Source organism: Streptomyces sp. NPDC000134 (assembly GCF_042899225.1).
Classification (GTDB): Bacteria; Actinomycetota; Actinomycetes; order Streptomycetales; family Streptomycetaceae; genus Streptomyces.
In genome coordinates, this window is sequence record NZ_JBIAZN010000002.1 from 92,127 (window position 1) to 112,136 (window position 20,010).

Genomic DNA, 20,010 nt, shown 5'->3' on the forward strand with positions numbered 1-20,010 from the left:
CGATCGGCCAGCCGGTCACCCACCCCTGTGGCAGAACCGAGCGTAGATTGTTTCCGAACGGAACAAAAGAGGGGCGGGTCCCCGGACATGACCCCGCCCCGGTGCGTACGGGGGAACACGCACCGGGGCGGGGAGTCCTGCCGGACCCGCGGGTCCTACTTCAGGTGGAGCTGCTGACCGGGGTAGATCAGGTCGGCGTCGTCGACGATGTCGTCGTTCAGCTCGAACAGCTTCGCCCAGCCGCCCGCGACGTCGTGCGCCTTGGCGATGGTGCTCAGGGTGTCGCCCTTGACCACCTTGTACTCGCCGTCACCCTTCTCGACCTTCTTGCCGGTCGGGGTGGTGACCGTCTTCCCGGTCTGCTTTTGCTGGGTCTGGGCGGGGCGCTCCTGGGAGCGGGAGGCGGGCTGCTCCTGGGTCTCCCGGGTGGTCGCGGTGGACCCGCCGCCCTGGCTGCCGCCGTCCTGGCCGCCGGTGCTCTGGCCGCCGCCCTGGTTCTGGCTCTCGGTGGCGCCGCCGCCGGTGTACCCGGCGCCCGACAGGCCGGTGCCGCAGTTCGGCCAGGCGCCCTTGCCCTGGGCCGCGAGGACCTTCTCGGCGACCTGGATCTGCTGGGCCTTGCCGGCCTGGTCGGCGGTGGCGGCGTACTGGGTGCCGCCGTACGCGGCCCAGGTGGAGGCGGAGAACTGCAGACCGCCGTAGTAGCCGTTGCCGGTGTTGATGGACCAGTTGCCGCCCGACTCGCACTGGGCGACGGCGTCCCACTCGGACTCGGTGGCGGCGGAGGCGTTGCCGGCCGCCATCAGCGGAGCGGCGACGGCGGCACCGGTGACACCGGCGATGGCGATGGCCCGGGTGGCCTTGGACGGGCGACGGTGCTTGCCCTTGCTGGAGAACAGCATGGTGGAGATCCCCTCACCGACGCCTGCGAGGTGAGCTGTCGGGTTCGGGCCGGTTGAGTTGCCCGGCCGGGTCCCTCACGGGAGCCGGCTTCACCCCTAGCCGCTCCGGTTCAACTGCCCGGTGCGGCGCCTACCTTGGGTCCCCCGCTCCTGCCTACGGCGCTTGACGCGACGACTGTTCCCGGACTGCCGCTGGCAGGATTCGGCGTTGCGGCGGCCGGGGCCCGCGGTGGCGAGCGATCACGACCGTAGTCACGCCCGCGGCGGATTTTCAAAGACGATCACGACTTCTGAGACCTATCTCTCACCGCGTTTATACCGGACATCAAGTGTCAATCGCGGCGCGAACTCCCGTTACTTTTCGCCCGATTCGACATCCACTGCAAGCTTCTGACCGGGCAGGATGTGGTCCGGATCGGCGCCGACGGTCTCCTTGTTCCCGGCGTAGAGGGAGTGCCATCCCCCGCTCAGCTCAAGGGAGTCGGCGATGCCCCAGAGGCTGTCGCCGGTACGCACGGTGTACGACCCGTCCTGGACCTCTCGCGTCACACCGTCCCCGCGCGAAGCGTGCCGCCCGGTGGTACGGCCGTCGGCGGCGTCCTCGTCGGCGGTGCCGCCGCGATGGCGTCCGGTGCCGGAGTCGGTGGTGCCGGTGAGCTGTGAAGCACCGGTATCGAGGCCCGAGTTGTCCGAGTCGTCGGGCCTTGTGGTGATGGAGTCGTTCGGGTCGATGGTGGGCTTTTCGGACTCCGAGGACGTGTCGGACTTGGCCGTTTTCTCACTCGTGCCGCTCTTGCGGCTCTTGCTCTTCCCGGCCGGCGTCTCGTCCGACGGGGTGGCCGAGGGCGAGGAGTCGGGGGTCGCCGTCGCCTCGGGGCTCGCGCCGGTCGTCCGGCCGGAGCCGGAGGTGTCCGCCGAGTCCGTTGTGGGCGTTTCGTCCGACGCGCCGTCATCCGTCGTACCGTTCCCGGTGCCGGTGTCCGCCGAGGGCGAGCCGCCGAGCAGTCCGGCGAGCGGGCCGCAGGTCGGCCACGCGGCGATGCCCCGGTCGGCGAGCAGGCTCTCGGCGACCCGTATCTGCTGGGAGCGGCTGGCCTCGTCGGGGCTGGGCGCGTAGGCCAGCCCGCCGTACGCCTCCCAGTCCTTCTGGGACAACTGGAGGCCGCCGTAGTACCCGTTGCCGCTGTTCTGGCTCCAGGCGCCGCCGGTCTCGCACTCGGCGACGCGGTCCCAGGCCGTGCCGTCGGCCGCGTGCGCGCCGGTGGCTCCCAGCAGGGGGATCGCGATGGCGGAGCCGGTGACTCCGGCGGCGACGACCAGGGCCGGGGCCTGGCGGGGGCGACGGTGACGGCCGTTCCCGGAGAGCATGCGGGGACCTTTCGCGAGACAACAGGGGCCCGCGCGGCGGCGGATGGGGCTCGGCGCCGCGCTGATCCGTGAACGTATCGGCACACGATCACTTGTCACAAGTTCATGCCGTGCAGATCACATGGAGATCACAGAAGTGAACGTTCGTCACTTCCGCTCCACCGTCCCGGGTGCGAACGACACCGGCAGGGTGCGCAGCCCGCGCATGATGAGGCCGCCGCGCCAGCGCAGTCCGGCCGGGTCGGCGGCCAGGCGCAGGTCGGGCAGCCGGGTCAGGAGGGTGGCCAGCGCGGTCCGGCCCTCCAGCCGGGCCAGCGGGGCGCCGAGGCAGTAGTGGATGCCGTGGCCGTAGCCGAGGTGCTGGTTGTCGCGGCGGGCCAGGTCCAGGGTGTCCGGGTCGGCGAACCGCTCCGGGTCCCGGTCGGCGGCGGCGAGCACGACGAGGACCGGGTCGCCGGGGGCGATGTCCTGTCCGCCGAGGGCGACCGGCCGGGTGGCGTACCGCCAGGTGGCCAGCTCCACCGGGCCGTCGAAGCGCAGCAGCTCCTCGACGCCGGTCGCCAGCAGGCCATGGTCCCCGGCCGCGAGGGCGTCCTGGAGGCGGGCGCGCTGCTCCGGGTGGGTGAGGAGGGCGAACGTGCCGTTGCCGATGAGGTTGACGGTCGTCTCGAAACCGGCGAACAGCAGGATGAACGCCATCGCGGCGGCCTCGTTCTCGGTGAGGTGCTCGCCGTGGTCGGAGGCGCGGATCAGGCCCGAGATGAGGTCCTCGCCGGGGTCCGGCTCGGGCGGCAGCGCGGCGCGTTTGCGATGGATCAGGTCGGCGAGGTAGCCGCGCATCTTCTTCACCGACCGCGCGACCCCGCCCCGGGGGCCCCCGCCGTGCCGGATCATCATGCCCGCCCAGTCCCGGAAGTCGTCCTGGTCCTCGCGCGGGACGCCGAGCAGGTCGCAGATGGCGTAGATGGGGAGCGGGAACGCGAACTCGTGGATCAGGTCGGCCTCGCCGCGGCCGGCGAACCCGTCGATGAGGCGGTCGGCCAGCTCCTGCACGCGGGGCGCGAACTCGGCGACGCGGCGGGGCGTGAACGCCTTGCTGACCAGGCGGCGCAGCCGGGTGTGGTCCGGCGGGTCGATGTTCAGCAGGTGCGTCATCAGGTCGGCGCCGCGTTCGCCGGGGATGCCGGTCTTGCCCTTGGCGTCGGCGGGTCCGTCGTGGTGCGCGGGGTTCTTCGACAGGCGGGGGTCGGCGAGGGCCTGGCGGGCGTCGGCGTACCGGGTGACCAGCCAGGCCGACACGCCGCTGGGGAGGGTGGTGCGGTGGACGGGCGAGTTCTCCCTCAGCCAGGCGTACGTGGGGTAGGGGTCGGCGGCGAACTCCCAGGTGAAGAGGGCGGGGGCGGGCTGGGCGTGGGGTCGGTCGGTCACGTCCTGACCGTATCCGGAGGGCGGGGCGGGGGTGGACGGGCGGGGGTGGTCGGGCGGGTGCGGTGCGCGGCGCGGGTGCCGGGGGGCGGGTGCGGTGCCCGGCGTGACGGGAGGCGGGGCGGGGGCGGGTGCGGTGTCCGGCGTGACGCGGGGTGCCCGGGTCAGGTCCGTTCCGCCGCCAGGATCGCGTCCCGGTAGGCGCGGGCCGCCGCCCTCAGGGCCGCTTCCGGGTCGACGCCCTCCGCCTCGGCCCGTACCGCGAGCCGCAGCAGGTCGTAGCCGATGCCGCCGGTGTGCGGGAGGGGGACGTCCAGGGCGGCGGTGCGGGCCCGGGAGGCCAGCTTGGCCGCGAGGGCGAGACCGGGCTGGCCGAGCGGGACGCCCTCGGTGACCGAGGTGCGCTGCTTCTCCACGGCCTTGGTGCGCAGCCAGTGCTCCTTGACCTCCTCGGGGGTGGTCGCACTCGCGTCGCCGAAGACGTGCGGGTGGCGGTGGATCAGCTTGGTGACGATCGTGCCGGCGACGTCGTCGACGGAGAACGGCGCGTCCGGGTCCTCCTCGGCGATCCGCGCGTGGAAGACGACCTGGAGCAGGACGTCGCCGAGTTCCTCGCGCAGTCCGTCGCGGTCGCCGTCCTCGATCGCCTCGACGAGTTCGTACGCCTCCTCGATGCCGTATTTGGCGAGCCCTTCGTGGGTCTGCCGGGAGGACCAGGGGCACTCGGCGCGGATGCGGTCCATGACCTGGACGAGGTCCAGCAGGCGGGCGCCCGGGAGGTCGTAGGAGGCGGGGAGGAGTTCCAGTTCGGGCATGCGCACGCGGCCGGAGCCGGCCAGCCTGGCGAGGCCGTCGGTGAGGGCGGGCTCGCCCTCACCGGTCGCCACGACGACGACCGTACGGCCGCCTGCGCAGGCGTCGAGGAGTTCCTCGGCGGCCGGGGCGGCCTCGTCGACCGCGACGCCCGCCTCACGGAGATACGGCACCTGCGGGTGGGCGCCGTCCGCGCACAGCACGCGGTCGGCGGAGCGCAGGACCTGCCAGGCGGGCCAGGACAGCAGGCCGGGGGCGACCCGGTGGCTGGTGGTGAGCAGGACCACGCGGCCGGGGTCCGGGGCGGCTTCGGGGCTCGTCGCGTTCACGTCTCGAACGTAACGCACCCCGCTGAACCGTTACGCCGTGCCCCGGGGCGCCGTGACGTCCCGCACCCACGGGGTGTCGGCGTCCACCCGGCTGCTCTTCTCCACGTCCCAGGTGCCGTAGCGCGGGTTGAGGTCGATGTCGAGTTCCTCGGAGGACTTCGACAGGGCCTGCCAGAAGGCGGGCTGTCCGGTGTCGGTGCCGAGGCGCTCGGCGAGTTTCTGGGCCTCAAGTTGCAGGCGGAGGTTGTCCTCCAGGCGCTCGGGGGCGATGCCGTACTGCTGGAGCCAGACCGTCTCCAGCTCCGCGGGGCCGCCGGCCTGCTGCTCCAGGCCGGTGCGCATGCGCTGGATCTCCTTGCGGGTGACGGTGATGCCCGCCTCCCGCGCGGCGTGGTGCAGCACCTGGTCGAGGACCATGCTGTGCAGGGTGTCGCGGGTGAGGCTGCCGCTGCGGTTGATGGCCTGCGCGTACTGCGCCTCGTCCCGTACGGCCGCGCGCTGGGCGGCGCGGATCTCGTCGACCCGGTCCTCCAGTTGCGCGACGGTGATCCGCCGGCCGTCGACCACGGCCGCGGCGCCCGGACGCGCGTCGTTGCCGCAGGCGGTCAGCAGGGGTGCCGCGGCGATCGCGGCGGTGAGGAGGAGCGCGGTGCGACGGCGGCGGTGCAAGGAGACCTCCCGGTGGAGTTTGTGCGACGGTGCACAAGGTCTTGCGGTGATCGATGGTAGGCAGTGGCCGGGCTCCGGCCAACCCATTCGACCAACGATTCACCGGGACATCGGGCACCGCCGCCGCCTCCCGGAGCCCTAGGGCCTGTCGTTTGGATCAGCCCGCAGACGCGGGGCCTGGCACGCACATCTGCGGCGTTGTCGTCGGTTGTCAACGCTCCGCGTTGCCGCCCTCCTCCGCCTTGCATCTGCACGCGCCAGGCCCCGCTCACCGGCATGACCAGGCGCAGCAGATTCCCTGCGACCTGATCCAAACGACAGGCCCTAACCGCCCATCCGCCCCAGCCACTGGAGCGTGCGGTGCAGCTCCGCCGCGAGGGGGTGTCCCGGGCCCCGGGTGCGGTCGACGTCGTGCAGGAGGCGGGCCAGTGTGGCGTGGGCGGCGGCCCGGTCGCCGAGGGCGAGCAGCAGCAGGCCGATGCGGCGGCGCAGGTCGAGGGCGAGGTCGGGGTCGTCGGCGGCGACGTACTGGTTCTCGTAGTACGGCAGCAGCGCGCGGTACTCGGCGAGGGCGGCGGCCGGTTCGCCGAGCTGTTCGAGGCACTGGGCGGCCTCGTAGCGGTACCGCAGGGACTGCGGGTCGGCCCGGCCGGCCTCGGCGGCGCGCTCGTCGGCGAGGCGGCGCAGCTCCGGCAGGGCGCGCCGGTACTGGCCGTCGTCCAGGAGGGTGGCGGCGTACTGCTTGCGCAGGGTGCGCACCACCGGGGAGTGCTCGCCGTGCCGCTCGGCGGCGACGGGCAGGATCGCGCCGAGGATGTCGACGGCCTGGGTGATCCGGCCCTCGCCGAGCAGGCGCTTGACCTCGTCGACGGCGCCGGCCACGTCCGGCTTCTCCTCGGCCGGCGCGGCGGGGGCGGGCTGCGGGGCCGGGGTGCGGGCGTGGTCCGGCCAGGGGGCGTGCGGGCCCCGGAAGGGGCGCGTGGGGTCGAGGGGCAGCCCGGTGGGGCAGCCACGCGCGGGCAGCAGGGGAGCGACGCACTCGTAGACCTCCTGGGCGGAGGCGGGGCGGTGCTGCGGGTCCTTGGCGAGCAGCCGCAGGACCAGCGTCTCCAGTTCCTCGGGGACCTCCGGGCGGACGCGGCGCAGCGGCAGCGGCGGCTCGTACAGGTGCCGGTGCAGCACGCCGAGGGCGGTGGAGCCGGCGAACGGCACGTCTCCGCCGATCAGTTCGTGCAGCAGCACACCGAGGGCGTACAGATCGGTGTACGGGCCGACAGCGCCGCCCATCGCCTGCTCCGGGGCCATGTAGGCGGGGGTGCCGATGGGCGAGCCGGTGTGGGTGAGGCGGGTGGTGTCGTTGTCCATGACGGAGGCGACACCGAGGTCGAGGACGGTGACGGTGCCGTCCTGCTTCACCATCACGTTGCGCGGTTTCAGGTCGCGGTGGACGATCGGCACGGCGTGCACGGCGCTCAGTACGGCGCACAGTTGGGCCGCGACCGCGACCGCCCACTCCACCGGGTACGGGGCGTGCTCGGCGAGGTGGTCGGAGAGGTCGGCGCCGTCGACGTACTGCATGACGAGGAACAGGTCGTCGCCCTCGCTGCCCGCGTCGTGCACCGTGACCAGGCCGGGGTGGTCGACCTGTGCGGTCACCCGGCACTCGCGCAGGAACCGGCGGCGCAGTTCGTCCGCCTCCTGTCCGGCCACCTTGTCGGGGCGCAGCAGCTTCACCGCCACGCGCCGGTCGAGCCGCCGGTCGTACGCCGTCCAGACCTGGCCCATGCCGCCCTGGCCGATGAGCGTGGACAGCTCGTAGCGGCCGGTGACCACCCGCCCCGCCGCCACGGTCACCGTCGGCCCTCGTGACCGCCGGGGCCGTCCTGGCCCTCCTGGCGGCGCAAGTAGTCGCTCAGCTCGTCGAGTTCGGCCCGCACCTGGTCGATCCGGGCGGGGGCGGGGCGCTGGGGGGCCGGCGTGTGGGGCGTGTGGGGGACGGGCGTGTGGGGCGTGCGGTGTGTCTGGGGGGTCGGGGACGGGTGCGGCATGTGGGGTGTGGCGGTCCGGGGGTCCGGTATCCCGGGGTGCGGGGTCGTGGGGTGCGGGGTCGTGGGGTGCGGGGGCCCGGGTATGGGTGTGGGGGCGTACGGTCCCGCGGGCGCCCCCGGCGGCACGGTGTGCGCCTGGCCGTAGTACGCCCCGGCGGGCGGTACGGGCGGCGGCGGGTAGCCGGGGAACGGGGTCCGCAGAGCGGCGTGCGTCCGGATGTCGACCACCAGGAAGTGCGCGGTGGCCGCCGCGCCCAGCAGCAGGCAGGCGGCGAGCGCGATGTCCGACCGGTAGTCGGTCTCCGGCAGCGAGCCGACCACGGCCAGGCAGGTGATGGACACCGGCAGGCTCACCCAGGCCGCCGTCCAGTCGTACCAGCGGCCGCGCAGCACGGCGATCCGGAACAGCGGTACGCACGCCAGGAGTCCGCAGGTGAGGAAGCCGGCGACGGCGAACAGCACCCGCAGGGTGATGACGGTGGCCGCGCTGCGGGAGGGCGGCACCACGCTGTTGCCGTACATGGCTGCTCCTGGACGGGCGGGACTGGGTCGGCGCACTTCGGAGGTCCGAGCGTATCGGCCGGTACCGACATACGGTCCCGTGGTCTACCGAACCGTTGTCGTACCGGTGGTCGTGCCGGTTGTCGTGCCGGTTGTCGTGCCGGTCAGGGACCGGGCGTCACCGTGCCGTCCGTCAGCCCGTCGTACATCCCCCGCACGAGCTGCTCGCCGAGCCGGCTCGCCTGCCTGAGGACTCGTTCGAACTCGTCGAGGGCGCGGAACCGGGCGCCGTAGCGCCGCTGTTCGTCCAGCGGCAGCCGGGGCACTTGGAGGCGGCGCACGTCGAGCCGGGTGGCGGTGGAGGCGTAGCTGCTGGCCTGGCGGTTGTTGGCGGTGCCGCGCAGGAAACCGGCGAGGAACCACGGGTCGACGGCGGCCGGGTCCGGGCGCAGCAGCACCAGGTTGCGGCCGAGGACGGCCCCGGCGAACGCGTCGTCCACCACGCGTGCGACGCCACCGCCACCGAGCACCGGCACGACGACGTCCCCGCGTTCGGTCTCCACGGCCTCCTCGGCGCTCTCCGGGAGGGTGCCGGAGGGACCGGTCCCGGCGAGCACGTCGTGGTCGGTGAGGACGGGCACCCGAGCGTGGCCGCCGTTCCCGCCGGTACGCAGCACCAGGGCGCCGCCCCGGGCGAGTTCGCCGACGGTGGTCAGCGGCCAGCGCGGCGCGGTCTGCCCCTCGGCGGGCGGCGGGGTGAGGCCGCCGGTCAGCCGCAGGGTCTCGCCGAGGCGCTCGCGGACCTCGGCGAGGTGCCCGACGCCGTCGGCCGCCGCGGCGGGCGGGAGGTGCCGGGCCGGGGCGAGGTCCACGTCGTCGTCGAGCAGCTCGATGACGGGCACCGAGCGGGCCAGGCCCGGCCGGTCGTCGAGCCGGCCCGCGCGGTCGAACGCCCGCCAGGCGTCGAGCACCGCGTCCCGCACCGCCGCCCAGTCGGGGCCGCCGCGCCCCTCCCCCGCGAACCTGCCCGTGTCGGCGAGCAGCAGCTCAAGCTGCGCGGGGGCCTTCTCGGGCCGGCGCAGCACCCACAGGTGCAGCGGCAGGTTGTACGGCGGTGCCGCGCCGGCCGGCAGCGCGACCACGGCCCGCAGCGCGCCCCGCCGCAGCAGGTCGGCACGGATGCGGCGGCCGGAACGGCGGGACGCGGCGGCGGGCGGCATGAGCAGCACGGCGGTGCCGCCGTCGGCGAGCCGGGCCAGCGCGTGCTGCACCCAGGCCAGCTCGGACTCCGTGCGCGCCGGGAAGCCGTACTCCCAGCGGGCGTCGTAGGCGAGTTCGTCGTGCCCCCAGTTCCGCTCGTTGAACGGCGGATGGCACAGCACGGCGTCGGCGCGCAGCGCGGGGTGGGCGTCGGCGCGCAGGGTGTCACCGGCGGCGGCGCGTACGCCGGCGCGGGTGTTCAGCGCGAGCCGGAGCGCGGCGAGCGCGGCGAGGTCGGGCGCGCTGTCCTGCGCGTACAGCTCCTGGTCGGGGTGGGGTGCGGCGGCGCGGAGCAGCGCGCCGGTGCCGCAGGCCGGGTCGAGGACGGTACGGACGGGGCCGACCAGGTCGGCCATGAGCCCGGCCAGTTCGGCGGGGGTCAGCGGGTACTGGCGCGGGTTGGCGTCCAGATGCCGCCGCAGCAGGAATTCGAACGCCTGCCGCGCCCCCGTCTCCGCGGCCAGCTCCGCGACGCCGCGGAGGAGGGGGGCGGAGGGGAGGAGGGCGGGGGCGGTGGGGGGGTGGAGGGCGGAGGCGGAGGTGGAGGTGGAGGTGGAGGGCGGCGGGGCGGGAGTGGCCCCGGGGGTGGCAGTGGCGGACGGGGCGGGGGAGGTGCCCGACGGGGCGGACGCGGCGCCGGACGGGGCGGGGGAGGTGCCCGACGGGGCGGACGCGGCGCCGGACGGGGCGGGGGCACCCACCAAGCCTGGGGCGCCCACCGAGGCTGGGGCGCCCACCGAGGCAGAGCCCCCCCGCGTGGCCCGCGGAGCTCCCGCGGCCCGCGCGGCCGTCGCCGGTCCCAGCCTCGGGGTGAGCACCTGCTCCAGCGCCTCCGGCAGCATCGCGGCGAGGCGTTCGTCGGAGCCGGCGCCGATCTCCAGCCAGACCGTGGGCCGGTCGTGGATCAGCAGCAGGACGCAGCCGGCGTGGGTGAGCGCGGTGACGGGCCCCTCGGGGTGGCCGACGAGCTGCTGCCAGACCCGCTCCCGCAGCGGCACCTCCGCGAGCTTGCCGTGCCGGCGCAGCCAGCCCTCGATCTCGGCGAGCGCGAAGGAGGGGCTGGTCTCGGTGCCCCCGACCGGCTTGGGGAAGTCGCCGTGCCGGCGCCGCCAGTTGCTCACGGCCGCGCGGCCGACCCCGGCGAGCCGGGCGATCCCCGCGGCGGTCACCTCTGTCGCGTTGTCCTGCACCGCCCCCACTCCCCTCGTCACCCCGCGTCGTGCGTGACGCCCGAGCATACCGGTGAACGCAGGTTCGAGCGGTTCACGCCGTGAACGGCCCAACACGTGTGTACGTGGTTGACTCGGTTCACAAGCTCTGTTCTTATTGACCTCGTCAACGAGCAGCCGTCGGCAAGGCGGCGGCCACCGTGTCGGGAGGGGACACAGTCATGGGCATGAAGGGCAAGATCGCGCTGGGGGCCGTGGTGGGGATCGTGGTCATCGGGGCCGTGTCGGCCAACGCGGGCGGTGACTCGGACGGCGGTTCGGGCAACGGTTCGGGCGGCGACAAGGGGACCTCGGCCGCCGCGCGGAAGGACTCCGGCGGCAAGGACTCCGGCGACGACAAGGGCGACAAGGGCGACAAGGGCGGCAAGACGGACGAGAAGAAGAAGGCCGCCTTCGCGGGGGACGGTGACTTCCAGGTCGGCTCGGACGTCGAGCCCGGCACCTACCGCACCACCGGCAACACCGACGGCATGTGCTACTGGGAGCGCGCCAAGGACGCCTCGGGCGAACTCGACTCCCTGCTGGCCAACGACAATGTGACGGGCACCGGTTACGTCACCGTCGGCGCCGCCGACAAGATCTTCAAGTCGAGCGGCTGCCACGACTGGGAGGCCGTCGACCCGAAGGCCAAGGGGGCGGCGGGCGGTTCACCGGCCACGAAGATGGCGGGCGACGGCGGCATGTTCGCGGTCGGCGCCGACATCGCCCCGGGCACCTACAGGTCGACGGGCAACGCCGACGACATGTGCTACTGGGAACGCGCCAAGGACGCCGAGCACTCGCTCGACTCGATCATCGCGAACGACAACGTGTCCGGCACGGCGGTCGTGAAGATCAACGCCTCGGACGGCTACTTCAAGACCACCGGCTGCGCGGACTGGAAGAAGACGAGCTGACTGTCAGGCCGCCGATCGGGCCGGCCCCGAAGCCCCGTCACACTCGTCCCCGCCTCACCCCCCGCACTGCTCCAGCATCGCCTCCCGGTCCGCGCCGGTCACCGGGAGGTCGTACTTGGTGGCGACCTGGGCGAAGCGGACGGCGTAGGCGCAGCGGACGCGTTTGCTGGGCGGGAGCCAGGCGGCGGGGCCCGAGTCGCGTTTGGCGGAGTTGGCGCGGCCCTGGACCGGCATGAGGTTGAGGACGTCGTTGGCCAGTTGCTCCCGTTTGCTCTCGGGCCAGCGGGAGGAGCCCATCTGCCAACTGTAGGAGAGCGGTACGACGTGGTCGATCTGCACCTCGGCGGCGTCCTGCTTGCGCCAGTCGATGGTGGTGCCGGTGTACGGGTCGTGCAGGGTCATGGCGATGACGACGCAGTCGGAGCCGGAGCGCAGGCGCAGGTCCTCGCCGTCACGCTGGAGGACGTCGTTGCGGGTGTCGCAGCCGTTGCGGGCGAGGGGGACGCCGTCGGCGGTGTCCATCCAGGCGTAGCCGAACTCGTCGCGGTCGTAGCCGGTCTTGGGGCCGCGGCCCTTGGTGCGCAGGTCGCCGATGAGGTCGCGGGCGGTGGCCCGGTCGGCGTCCCCGGTGACCGGCGCGAGGCCGGGTGCGGTGCCGTCGGGGTTGCGCAGCGGGCTCGTGGCCTTCCCGGCGGCCGGTGCCCCGGCGCCGGTGCCGTCGCCGCCCGCCGACGCGGTGCCGCCGTCGTCCAGTTGCTCGCACCCGGTGACCAGGGCCAGAGCCAGGGCCGCGCAGACGGCTCCTGCGGTACGGATCATCCTGTGGTGCCGCCTCACGGGCGCCCCTCCCTCGCTGTACGTCACCCCCCACGGTAGCGACCGAGAGGTCCAGACCACATGGGGCCGTAGCGGGCATTCGCCGCGAAAGGGGCGTACGGTCGGGAGTGAGTCACGTCTCGGAAGGAGCTCTGCATGGGCATCTTCGACAAGGTCAAGAGCATGGCCGGCAAGGACAAGGAGAAGTCCAGGAAGCTGTCCGACACCGCCGAGCGCCAGGTCAACCAGCGGACCGGCGGCAAGTACGAGAAGCAGGTCGACGCCGCGCAGCAGCAGGCCGAGGGCCGGCTCGGCATGGGGCACCGCCAGGGCGGCGACCGCCCGGACCGGCCCTAGGACACGCTCCCTCGAAGGCCGAAGCCGTCCACGGGACCTGCGGGTTCCCGTGGACGGCTCCTTGCCGCGAGGGCCGTGAGGGCCGCGAGGGCCGCGAGCGGCCGGCCGGCTACGACCCCGGGATCGTGGTCAGGAACTCCCCGACCCAGGCCAGCAGTTCCCGCCCGACCAGCGGCCGGCCGCCGACCTTGGCGGTCTTGGGACGCGGTACGAGCACCTGGTGGGCCGTCGTCTTGATCACGCTGCCCGGGTAGAGCCGCTTGAGGCGCAGCTCCTGCGACTCGCGCAACTCCACCGGCGCGAACCGGATGTTGTTGCCCTGGAGCACGATCTCGCCGACGGCGCACGCCCGCGCGAGCATCCGCAGGCCCGCGACCAGCAGCAGGTTCTCCACCGGTTCGGGCAGTTTGCCGTACCGGTCGGCGAGTTCCTCGCGGACGGCGGCGATGTCCTCCTCGGTGTTGGCGGAGGCGATCGCGCGGTACGCCTGCAGGCGCAGCCGCTCGCCGGGGGCGTAGTCGTGCGGGACGTGCGCGTCGACCGGCAGCTCGATCTTGACCTCCAGCGGCGGCTCCTCCTGCGCGCCGCCTTCGAGGGCGGCCCGGTAGTCGGCCACCGCCTCGCCGACCATCCGGACGTACAGGTCGAAGCCGACGCCCGCGATGTGCCCGGACTGCTCGCCGCCGAGCAGGTTGCCGGCGCCGCGGATCTCCAGGTCCTTCATCGCCACGTACATGCCGGCGCCCATCTCGGTGTGCTGGGCGATGGTGGCGAGCCGCTCGTGGGCGGTCTCGGTCAGCGGCTTCTCGGGCGGGTAGAGGAAGTACGCGTATCCGCGCTCGCGGCCGCGGCCGACCCGGCCGCGCAACTGGTGGAGCTGGCTGAGGCCGAAGTTGTCGCCGCGTTCGACGATGAGGGTGTTGGCGTTGGAGATGTCGATGCCGGACTCCACGATCGTGGTGGAGACCAGCACGTCGAACTTCTTCTCCCAGAAGTCCACCACGACCTGTTCCAGGGCCTGTTCGGACATCTGGCCGTGGGCGGTGGCGATCCGGGCCTCGGGGACGATGTCGCGGAGCCGGGCGGCGGCGCGGTCGATGGACTCGACCCGGTTGTGGATGTAGAAGACCTGGCCCTCACGGAGCAGTTCGCGGCGGATGGCGGCGCCGATCTGCTTCTCCTCGTAGGGGCCGACGAAGGTCAGCACCGGGTGGCGTTCCTCCGGCGGGGTGGTGATGGTGGACATCTCGCGGATGCCGGTGACCGCCATCTCCAGGGTGCGCGGGATGGGGGTGGCGGACATGGTCAGCACGTCGACGTTGGCGCGGAGCTTCTTGAGCTGCTCCTTGTGCTCGACGCCGAAGCGCTGCTCCTCGTCCACGATGACCAGGCCGAGGTCCTTGAACTTGGTCTCGGAGGAGAACAGCCGGTGGGTGCCGATGACGACGTCGACCGAGCCCTCGCGCAGGCCCTCCAGGGTGGCCTTGGCCTCGGTGTCGGTCTGGAACCGGGACAGCGCCCGCACGTTCACCGGGAACTGGGCGTAGCGCTCGCTGAACGTCCCGAAGTGCTGCTGCACCAGCAGGGTGGTCGGCACCAGCACGGCGACCTGCTTGCCGTCCTGGACGGCCTTGAAGGCGGCCCGCACGGCGATCTCCGTCTTGCCGTAGCCGACGTCGCCGCAGATCAGGCGGTCCATCGGGACCGACTTCTGCATGTCCTCCTTGACCTCGGCGATGGTAGTGAGCTGGTCGGGGGTCTCCGCGTACGGGAAGGCGTCCTCCAGCTCGCGCTGCCAGGGCGTGTCCGGGCCGAAGGCGTGGCCGGGCGCGGCCATCCGCGCGCTGTAGAGCTTGATCAGGTCGGCGGCGATCTCCTTGACGGCCTTCTTGGCGCGGGCCTTGGTCTTGGTCCAGTCGGCGCCGCCCAGGCGGTGCAGGGTGGGTGCCTCGCCACCGACGTACTTGGTGATCTGTTCGAGCTGGTCGGTGGGGATGTAGAGGCGGTCGCCGGGCTGGCCGCGCTTGGCGGGGGCGTACTCCACGACGAGGTACTCGCGGGTGGCGCCCTGCACGGTGCGCTGGACCATCTCGATGTAGCGGCCGACGCCGTGCTGCTCGTGGACGATGTAGTCGCCCGCCTCCAGGGTGAGCGGGTCGATGGTCTTGCGGCGCCGGGCGGGCATCCGGGCGCCCTCGCGGCCGGCCGCCTTCTGCCCGGACAGGTCGGTCTCGGTGAGCACCGCCAGCCTCAGCGCCGGGTCGACGAAGCCGTGGTCCAGGGAGCCGCAGGCGACGTGCACGACGGAGGGGCTCAGCTCGCCGAGCCCGGCCGACTTCGCGTCGGGCACGGTCAGCCGGGCGGCGATGCCCTCGCCGCCGAGCACCTCCACCGTGCGGGCGGCGGTGCCGTGGCCCTCGGTGACGTAGGCGACGCGCCAGCCCTCGGCGAGCCAGCCCTTGGTGTCGGCGAGCGCCTTGGCGGTGTCGCCGCGGTAGGTCTCGGGGGCGTGCATGCCGAGCTTGAGGGTGTCGGCGTCCTCGACCGCGTCGTCGGCGGCGAACGGCGACACCGACCACCACATCATGCCCAGCTCGCGGGCCCGGTCCCGGACGTCGGCGAGGGACCACAGGGAGGCCGCGCCGACGTCGATGGGCGCCTCGCCGCCGCCGGCGGTCGCCGCCCAGGACGCCTGGAGGAACTCCTGCGAGGTGGCCACCAGGTCCGCGGCCCGGGTGCGCACCCGCTCGGGGTCGCAGACGACGGCCATGGCGCCCGCGGGCAGCACGTCGAGCAGCAGCTCCATGTCGTCGACGAGGACCGGCGCGAGGGACTCCATGCCCTCCACCGCGATGCCCTCGGCGATCTTGCCGAGGAGTTCGCCCAGCTCGGGGTGTTCCTCGGCGAGGGCGGCGGCGCGGCGGCGGACCTCGTCGGTGAGCAGCAGCTCACGGCAGGGCGGCGCCCACAGACCGTGCTCGGCGACCTCCAGGGACCGCTGGTCGGCGACCTTGAAGTAACGGATCTCCTCTACGTCGTCGCCCCAGAACTCGATGCGCAGGGGGTGTTCCTCGGTGGGCGGGAACACGTCGAGGATGCCGCCGCGCACGGCGAACTCCCCGCGCTTCTCCACCAGCTCCACCCGGGCGTACGCGGCGGCGGCCAGCGCCTCGGTCACCTGGCCCAGATCGGCTTGCTGACCGCTCCTGAGCGCCACCGGCTCCAGGTCGCCCAGCCCCTTGACCTGCGGCTGGAGCACGGACCGTACGGGTGCGACGACGACGGAGACGGGACCGGTCTCGGGGTCGTCGGGGCGGGGGTGGGCCAGGCGCCGCAGCACGGCGAGACGGCGGCCGACGGTGTCGCTGCGCGGGCTGAGCCGCTCGTGCGGGAGCGTCTCCCACGAGGGGTACTCCACCACGCCCTCGGTGGGCAGCAGCGACCGCAGGGCCGCGGCCAGGTCCTCCGCCTCCCGGCCGGTGGCCGTGACGGCGAGCACGGGGCGGCCCGAGCCGCGGGCGAGCGCGGCGACCGAGAACGGCCGGGCCGCGGGGGGACCGACCAGGTCGACGTGCATGCGGTTGCCGTCGCCGGCCGCGGCGATCGCTTCCGCGAGGGCGGCGTCCTTGACGACGGCGTCGAGCAGACCGTGCAGGCTCATGGGGGGAGCGCTTTCCGTCCGGTGGTGTGCAACACGAAAGGCCCGGCGCGGGCACGAGCCGGGGGTGTCCAGCGTACGACGCCCCGGGCCCGCCCGCCCGAGCCTGTGGACGGCGTCCTGATCACGGACCGCCGCCGCCCGCGGCCGGACGGGCCGGGCCGCGGGGCGGTGCGTCCGCCCGCGTGCGGCGCGAAGGGGCCCGGTGCCGGTGTCCGTCAGGACGGCCGACGCCGGGCCCTTCCCCCGCGTCCCCCGTGCGCGGTGGTCGTTTCCCCCGTGTCCGGTTACTCCGTCGCGATCGCGTTCAGGACGTTCATGCGGCCCGCCCGGAACGCCGGGACCAGCGCGGCGAACAGGCCGACGAAGGCGGAGCCGGCGAAGACGCCGAGGATGGTGGGCCAGGGGATGTCCAGGACGTTCAGGCCCTCCAGGGCGAGCAGCTTCTGGGCGGTGGTGCCCCAGCCCATGCCGAGGCCGAGGCCGAGCAGGGCGCCGAAGAGGGCGATGACCACGGACTCCAGGCGGATCATGCGGCGCAACTGGCGGCGGGAGAGGCCGATGGCCCGCATCAGGCCGATCTCCCGGGTCCGTTCGACCACCGAGAGGGCCAGGGTGTTCACCACGCCCAGCACCGCGACGATGATCGCCAGGGCGAGCAGGCCGTAGACCATGTTGAGCAACTGGCCGATCTGGTCCTTCAGCTCCTGCTTGTAGTCGGTCTGGTCCCGCACCTGGTACTGCGGGTAGGGGTCCAGGGACTTCTTCAGGGCCGCGTACGCCTGGTCCTGCTGCCCCTCCTTCGCCTTGGCGAACATGATCGTGTCCGGTGGGATCTGCCCGGCCGGGAGGTACTTGCGCAGGGTGTCGAGGCCGATGTAGCGGGCGCCCTGGTCGATGGCGGTGTCGTCGTCGGTGATGGCGGCGACCTTCAGCTTCGCGGTCCGGCCGCCCTCGAAGGCGACGGTGAGGGTGTCGCCGACCCCGACGCCGTGCGCGGTGGCGTAGTCCGAGCCGACCGCCATGGCGTCCGTGCCGTACGCGTCGGCCAGGTCGCCGGCGGTGGTCGGGCGGCGCAGGTCCTCGGCGTAGGTGGGGTCGGCGGCGGTGACGCCGTCGGTGTCCTTCGCGCCGTCGGGCGAGGTGAGGGTGGCGTCGATCTGCTTGTAGCTGGTGACGTGCTCCAGGCCCGGGGTGGCGCGCATCGCCTTCTCGGCTCCCGGGACGATCCGCTGGTTGCCCTCGACGATGAAGTCGGCGCCGACCGACTTGTCCAGCTCGCTGGTGGCGGAGGCGACCATCGAGGAGCCGACCACCGACAGACAGGCCACCAGGGCCAGGCCGATCATGAGGGCCGCGCCGGTGGCGCCGGTGCGGCGGGGGTTGCGCAGGGCGTTGCGCTCGGCCATCCGGCCGACCGGACCGAAGGCCCGCAGCAGGACCGCGCTGATCACCCGGACCACCGCCCCGGCCAGCAGCGGACCGATGACGACGAAGCCGATCAGGGTCAGCACCACGCCGGCGCCGAGCATCAGCGACCCGTCGCTCGCCTTGTCCGCCGTGCCCGCCGCGTACAGGGCGGCGCCGCCCGCCGCGGTGAGGAGCAGGCCGATCAGGGCGCGGACCCGGCCGGCCTTGCCGTCGGCCGGGGTGCCGGCGTCGCGCAGGGCGGCCATCGGGGAGACCTTGCCGGCCCGGCGCGCCGGGAGGTAGGCGGCCAGGACGGTGACGACCACGCCGAGGACCAGGCCGACGACCGGGGTGGCCGTCTTCACGGTCAGGTCGTCGGTGGACAGGTTCATGCCCGCCGCCGACATCAACTGCATCAGGCCGATGGCGATCCCGACCCCGGCGGCCACGCCGAGGACGGAGCCGACGATGCCGAGGAGCAGCGCTTCGAGCAGGACCGAGCGGTTGACCTGCTTGCGGGAGGAGCCGATGGCCCGCATCAGGCCGATCTCGCGGGTGCGCTGGGCGACCAGCATGGAGAAGGTGTTGATGATCAGGAAGATGCCGACCAGGAAGGCGATCCCGGCGAAGCCGAGCATGGCGTACTTGATGACGTCCATGAACTCGCCGACGTCCTGGCGGCCCTCGTCCGACGCCTCCTTCGCGGTCTGGATCTTGTAGGCGCCGCCCAGCGCCTCGGTGACGTTCCGCTTGAGCCGGGCGTCGGAGACGCCGTCCGCGGCGGTGACGTTGACCTGGCTGAACCGGTCGGCGGCGCCGAGCAGTTCGCGCTGGGCGGTCGGGGTGTCGAAGTAGACGACGGCCGCGCCGGGGTTGGTGACGGTGAACGTGGCGATGCCGACGATCCGGGTGCGGAAGTCACCGGTCTGGGAGATCGTGCGCAGCTCGTCGCCGATCTTCAGGTCGTGCTTGTCGGCGGTGTCGGCGTCGACCATCGCCTCGGTGGGCCCGCGCGGGGCATGCCCGGAGGTGATCTCCATCGACCGCAGGTCGTTCTCGGTCCAGTTGCCGGCGAGGGTCGGGGCGCCGCTGGTGGCGCCCACGTTGTCGTTGTCGGCGTCGACGACGGTGACGTTCATCGACACGACGGCGCCCTCCGCCGCCTCGACGCCCTCGGCGGCGCGGACCTTGTCCAGGGTGGCCGCCGGCAGCGACGCGGGCACCCCGTTCTGCGGGTCCTCCTCGCCGTCGGCGGCCTTCGGGGCGACGGTGACGTCGGAGGAGGAGACGGCGAACAGCTTGTCGAACGTCGTGTTCATCGTGTCGGTGAACACCAGCGTGCCGCAGACGAACGCCACCGACAGCAGCACCGCCACCGCCGAGAGCGCCATCCGGCCCTTGTGCGCGTAGAAGTTGCGCATCGAGGTCTTCCACACGGTCATGACGTACGCCCCCGGGCGTCGAAGTCCTTCATACGGTCCAGGACGGCGTCCGCGGTGGGCTTCAGCATCTCGTCGACGATCCGGCCGTCGGCGAGGAAGAGCACCCGGTCCGCGTAGCCGGCGGCGACCGGGTCGTGGGTGACCATCACGATGGTCTGGCCGAGTTCGTCCACCGACCGGCGCAGGAAGCCCAGGACCTCGGCGCCCGCCCGGGAGTCGAGGTTGCCGGTCGGCTCGTCACCGAAGATGATCTCGGGCCGGGCGGCCAGTGCCCGCGCCACCGCCACCCGCTGCTGCTGGCCGCCGGACAACTGGGTCGGCCGGTGCTTGAGCCGCCCGGCGAGCCCGACGGTGTCCACGACCCGGTCCAGCCACGCCTTGTCGGGTTTGCGGCCGGCGATGTCCATGGGCAGCGTGATGTTCTCCAGCGCGTTCAGCGTCGGCAGCAGGTTGAACGCCTGGAAGATGAAGCCGATCCGGTCCCGGCGCAACTGGGTGAGCCGCTTGTCCTTCAGGCCGGTGATCTCGGTCTCGTCCAGGTGGATCTGGCCCGAGGTCACGGTGTCCAGCCCGGCCAGGCAGTGCATCAGCGTGGACTTCCCCGACCCCGAGGGCCCCATGATCGCGGTGAACTGGCCGCGGGCTATGTCCACGTCGACGTGGTCCAAGGCGACGACCCGGGTCTCCCCCGCCCCGTACGCCTTCACGACCTGCCGCGCCCGCGCGGCGACGGCCGTACGCCCGGCGCTTCCTTGCCTGGGAATGGATACGGCCGATGTCATGGCACAACTCCTATGTCGGTCATGGAACGAGCCGTCGGTGCGACGGCGGAATCCCCGGTGGCACCGGGCGGTGCGATGGGTCGAGTCTGGTCGAACCGGCCGCCG

At 73.2% G+C, this 20,010-nt stretch carries 14 protein-coding genes and 1 riboswitch; of the genes, 2 read left to right on the forward strand and 12 right to left on the reverse strand.

Annotated features, from left to right (window positions below):
* Positions 1 to 155: 155 nt before the first annotated feature.
* From ACFY32_RS02870 to ACFY32_RS02905, 8 genes are all read right to left on the reverse strand, one after another.
* Entirely contained in the window at positions 156 to 902 is a 747-nt protein-coding gene (locus tag ACFY32_RS02870) for a transglycosylase family protein (protein WP_390673271.1), read from the reverse strand.
* A gap of 5 nt (positions 903 to 907) precedes the next feature.
* Positions 908 to 1,074, reverse strand: a riboswitch (cyclic di-AMP (ydaO/yuaA leader).
* A 182-nt stretch (positions 1,075 to 1,256) separates the two neighbouring features.
* A complete protein-coding gene (locus ACFY32_RS02875; RefSeq protein ID WP_359201965.1) occupies positions 1,257 to 2,270 on the reverse strand; it encodes a transglycosylase family protein in 1,014 nt (337 codons plus the stop codon).
* Between the two features lie 147 nt (positions 2,271 to 2,417).
* Entirely contained in the window at positions 2,418 to 3,698 is a 1,281-nt protein-coding gene (locus ACFY32_RS02880; RefSeq protein WP_359201967.1) for a cytochrome P450, read from the reverse strand.
* Positions 3,699 to 3,859: 161 nt separating this feature from the next.
* Positions 3,860 to 4,837: a nucleoside triphosphate pyrophosphohydrolase gene (locus ACFY32_RS02885; protein ID WP_390673272.1), complete on the reverse strand. Its 978-nt coding sequence runs from the start codon at positions 4,835 to 4,837 to the stop codon at positions 3,860 to 3,862.
* 30 nt (positions 4,838 to 4,867) lie between these two features.
* Complete coding sequence (locus tag ACFY32_RS02890; RefSeq protein WP_359201971.1) at positions 4,868 to 5,506, reverse strand: SurA N-terminal domain-containing protein; 639 nt, start codon at positions 5,504 to 5,506, stop codon at positions 4,868 to 4,870.
* Positions 5,507 to 5,830: 324 nt separating this feature from the next.
* A complete protein-coding gene (locus tag ACFY32_RS02895) occupies positions 5,831 to 7,318 on the reverse strand; it encodes a serine/threonine-protein kinase (RefSeq protein WP_390673418.1) in 1,488 nt (495 codons plus the stop codon).
* A gap of 38 nt (positions 7,319 to 7,356) precedes the next feature.
* On the reverse strand, positions 7,357 to 8,076 hold the full coding sequence (locus tag ACFY32_RS02900; protein WP_390673273.1) for a hypothetical protein: 720 nt from the start codon (positions 8,074 to 8,076) through the stop codon (positions 7,357 to 7,359).
* Between the two features lie 143 nt (positions 8,077 to 8,219).
* Positions 8,220 to 10,505 (reverse strand): N-6 DNA methylase, encoded by a 2,286-nt coding sequence (locus ACFY32_RS02905; RefSeq protein WP_390673274.1) that lies wholly within the window; start codon positions 10,503 to 10,505, stop codon positions 8,220 to 8,222.
* 200 nt (positions 10,506 to 10,705) lie between these two features.
* On the opposite strand from ACFY32_RS02905, the gene ACFY32_RS02910 reads away from it, so the two are divergent.
* Complete coding sequence (locus ACFY32_RS02910) at positions 10,706 to 11,440, forward strand: hypothetical protein (protein WP_390673275.1); 735 nt, start codon at positions 10,706 to 10,708, stop codon at positions 11,438 to 11,440.
* A gap of 54 nt (positions 11,441 to 11,494) precedes the next feature.
* Here the strand turns inward: ACFY32_RS02910 and ACFY32_RS02915 are convergent, their stop codons facing one another.
* Entirely contained in the window at positions 11,495 to 12,259 is a 765-nt protein-coding gene (locus ACFY32_RS02915; protein ID WP_359195502.1) for an HNH endonuclease family protein, read from the reverse strand.
* A gap of 153 nt (positions 12,260 to 12,412) precedes the next feature.
* On the opposite strand from ACFY32_RS02915, the gene ACFY32_RS02920 reads away from it, so the two are divergent.
* Complete coding sequence (locus tag ACFY32_RS02920) at positions 12,413 to 12,613, forward strand: antitoxin (RefSeq protein ID WP_359195505.1); 201 nt, start codon at positions 12,413 to 12,415, stop codon at positions 12,611 to 12,613.
* Between the two features lie 109 nt (positions 12,614 to 12,722).
* Here the strand turns inward: ACFY32_RS02920 and mfd are convergent, their stop codons facing one another.
* The 3 genes from mfd to ACFY32_RS02935 all read right to left on the reverse strand — a co-directional run bounded on the left by mfd (position 12,723) and on the right by ACFY32_RS02935 (position 19,905).
* A complete protein-coding gene (mfd, locus tag ACFY32_RS02925; protein ID WP_359195508.1) occupies positions 12,723 to 16,274 on the reverse strand; it encodes a transcription-repair coupling factor in 3,552 nt (1,183 codons plus the stop codon).
* A gap of 284 nt (positions 16,275 to 16,558) precedes the next feature.
* Positions 16,559 to 19,123 (reverse strand): ABC transporter permease, encoded by a 2,565-nt coding sequence (locus tag ACFY32_RS02930; RefSeq protein WP_390673276.1) that lies wholly within the window; start codon positions 19,121 to 19,123, stop codon positions 16,559 to 16,561.
* Positions 19,120 to 19,905, reverse strand: coding sequence for an ABC transporter ATP-binding protein (locus ACFY32_RS02935; RefSeq protein WP_359195514.1), 786 nt, complete (start codon positions 19,903 to 19,905; stop codon positions 19,120 to 19,122). Before ACFY32_RS02935 ends, ACFY32_RS02930 begins: the two co-directional genes overlap by 4 nt.
* Positions 19,906 to 20,010 lie beyond the last annotated feature (105 nt).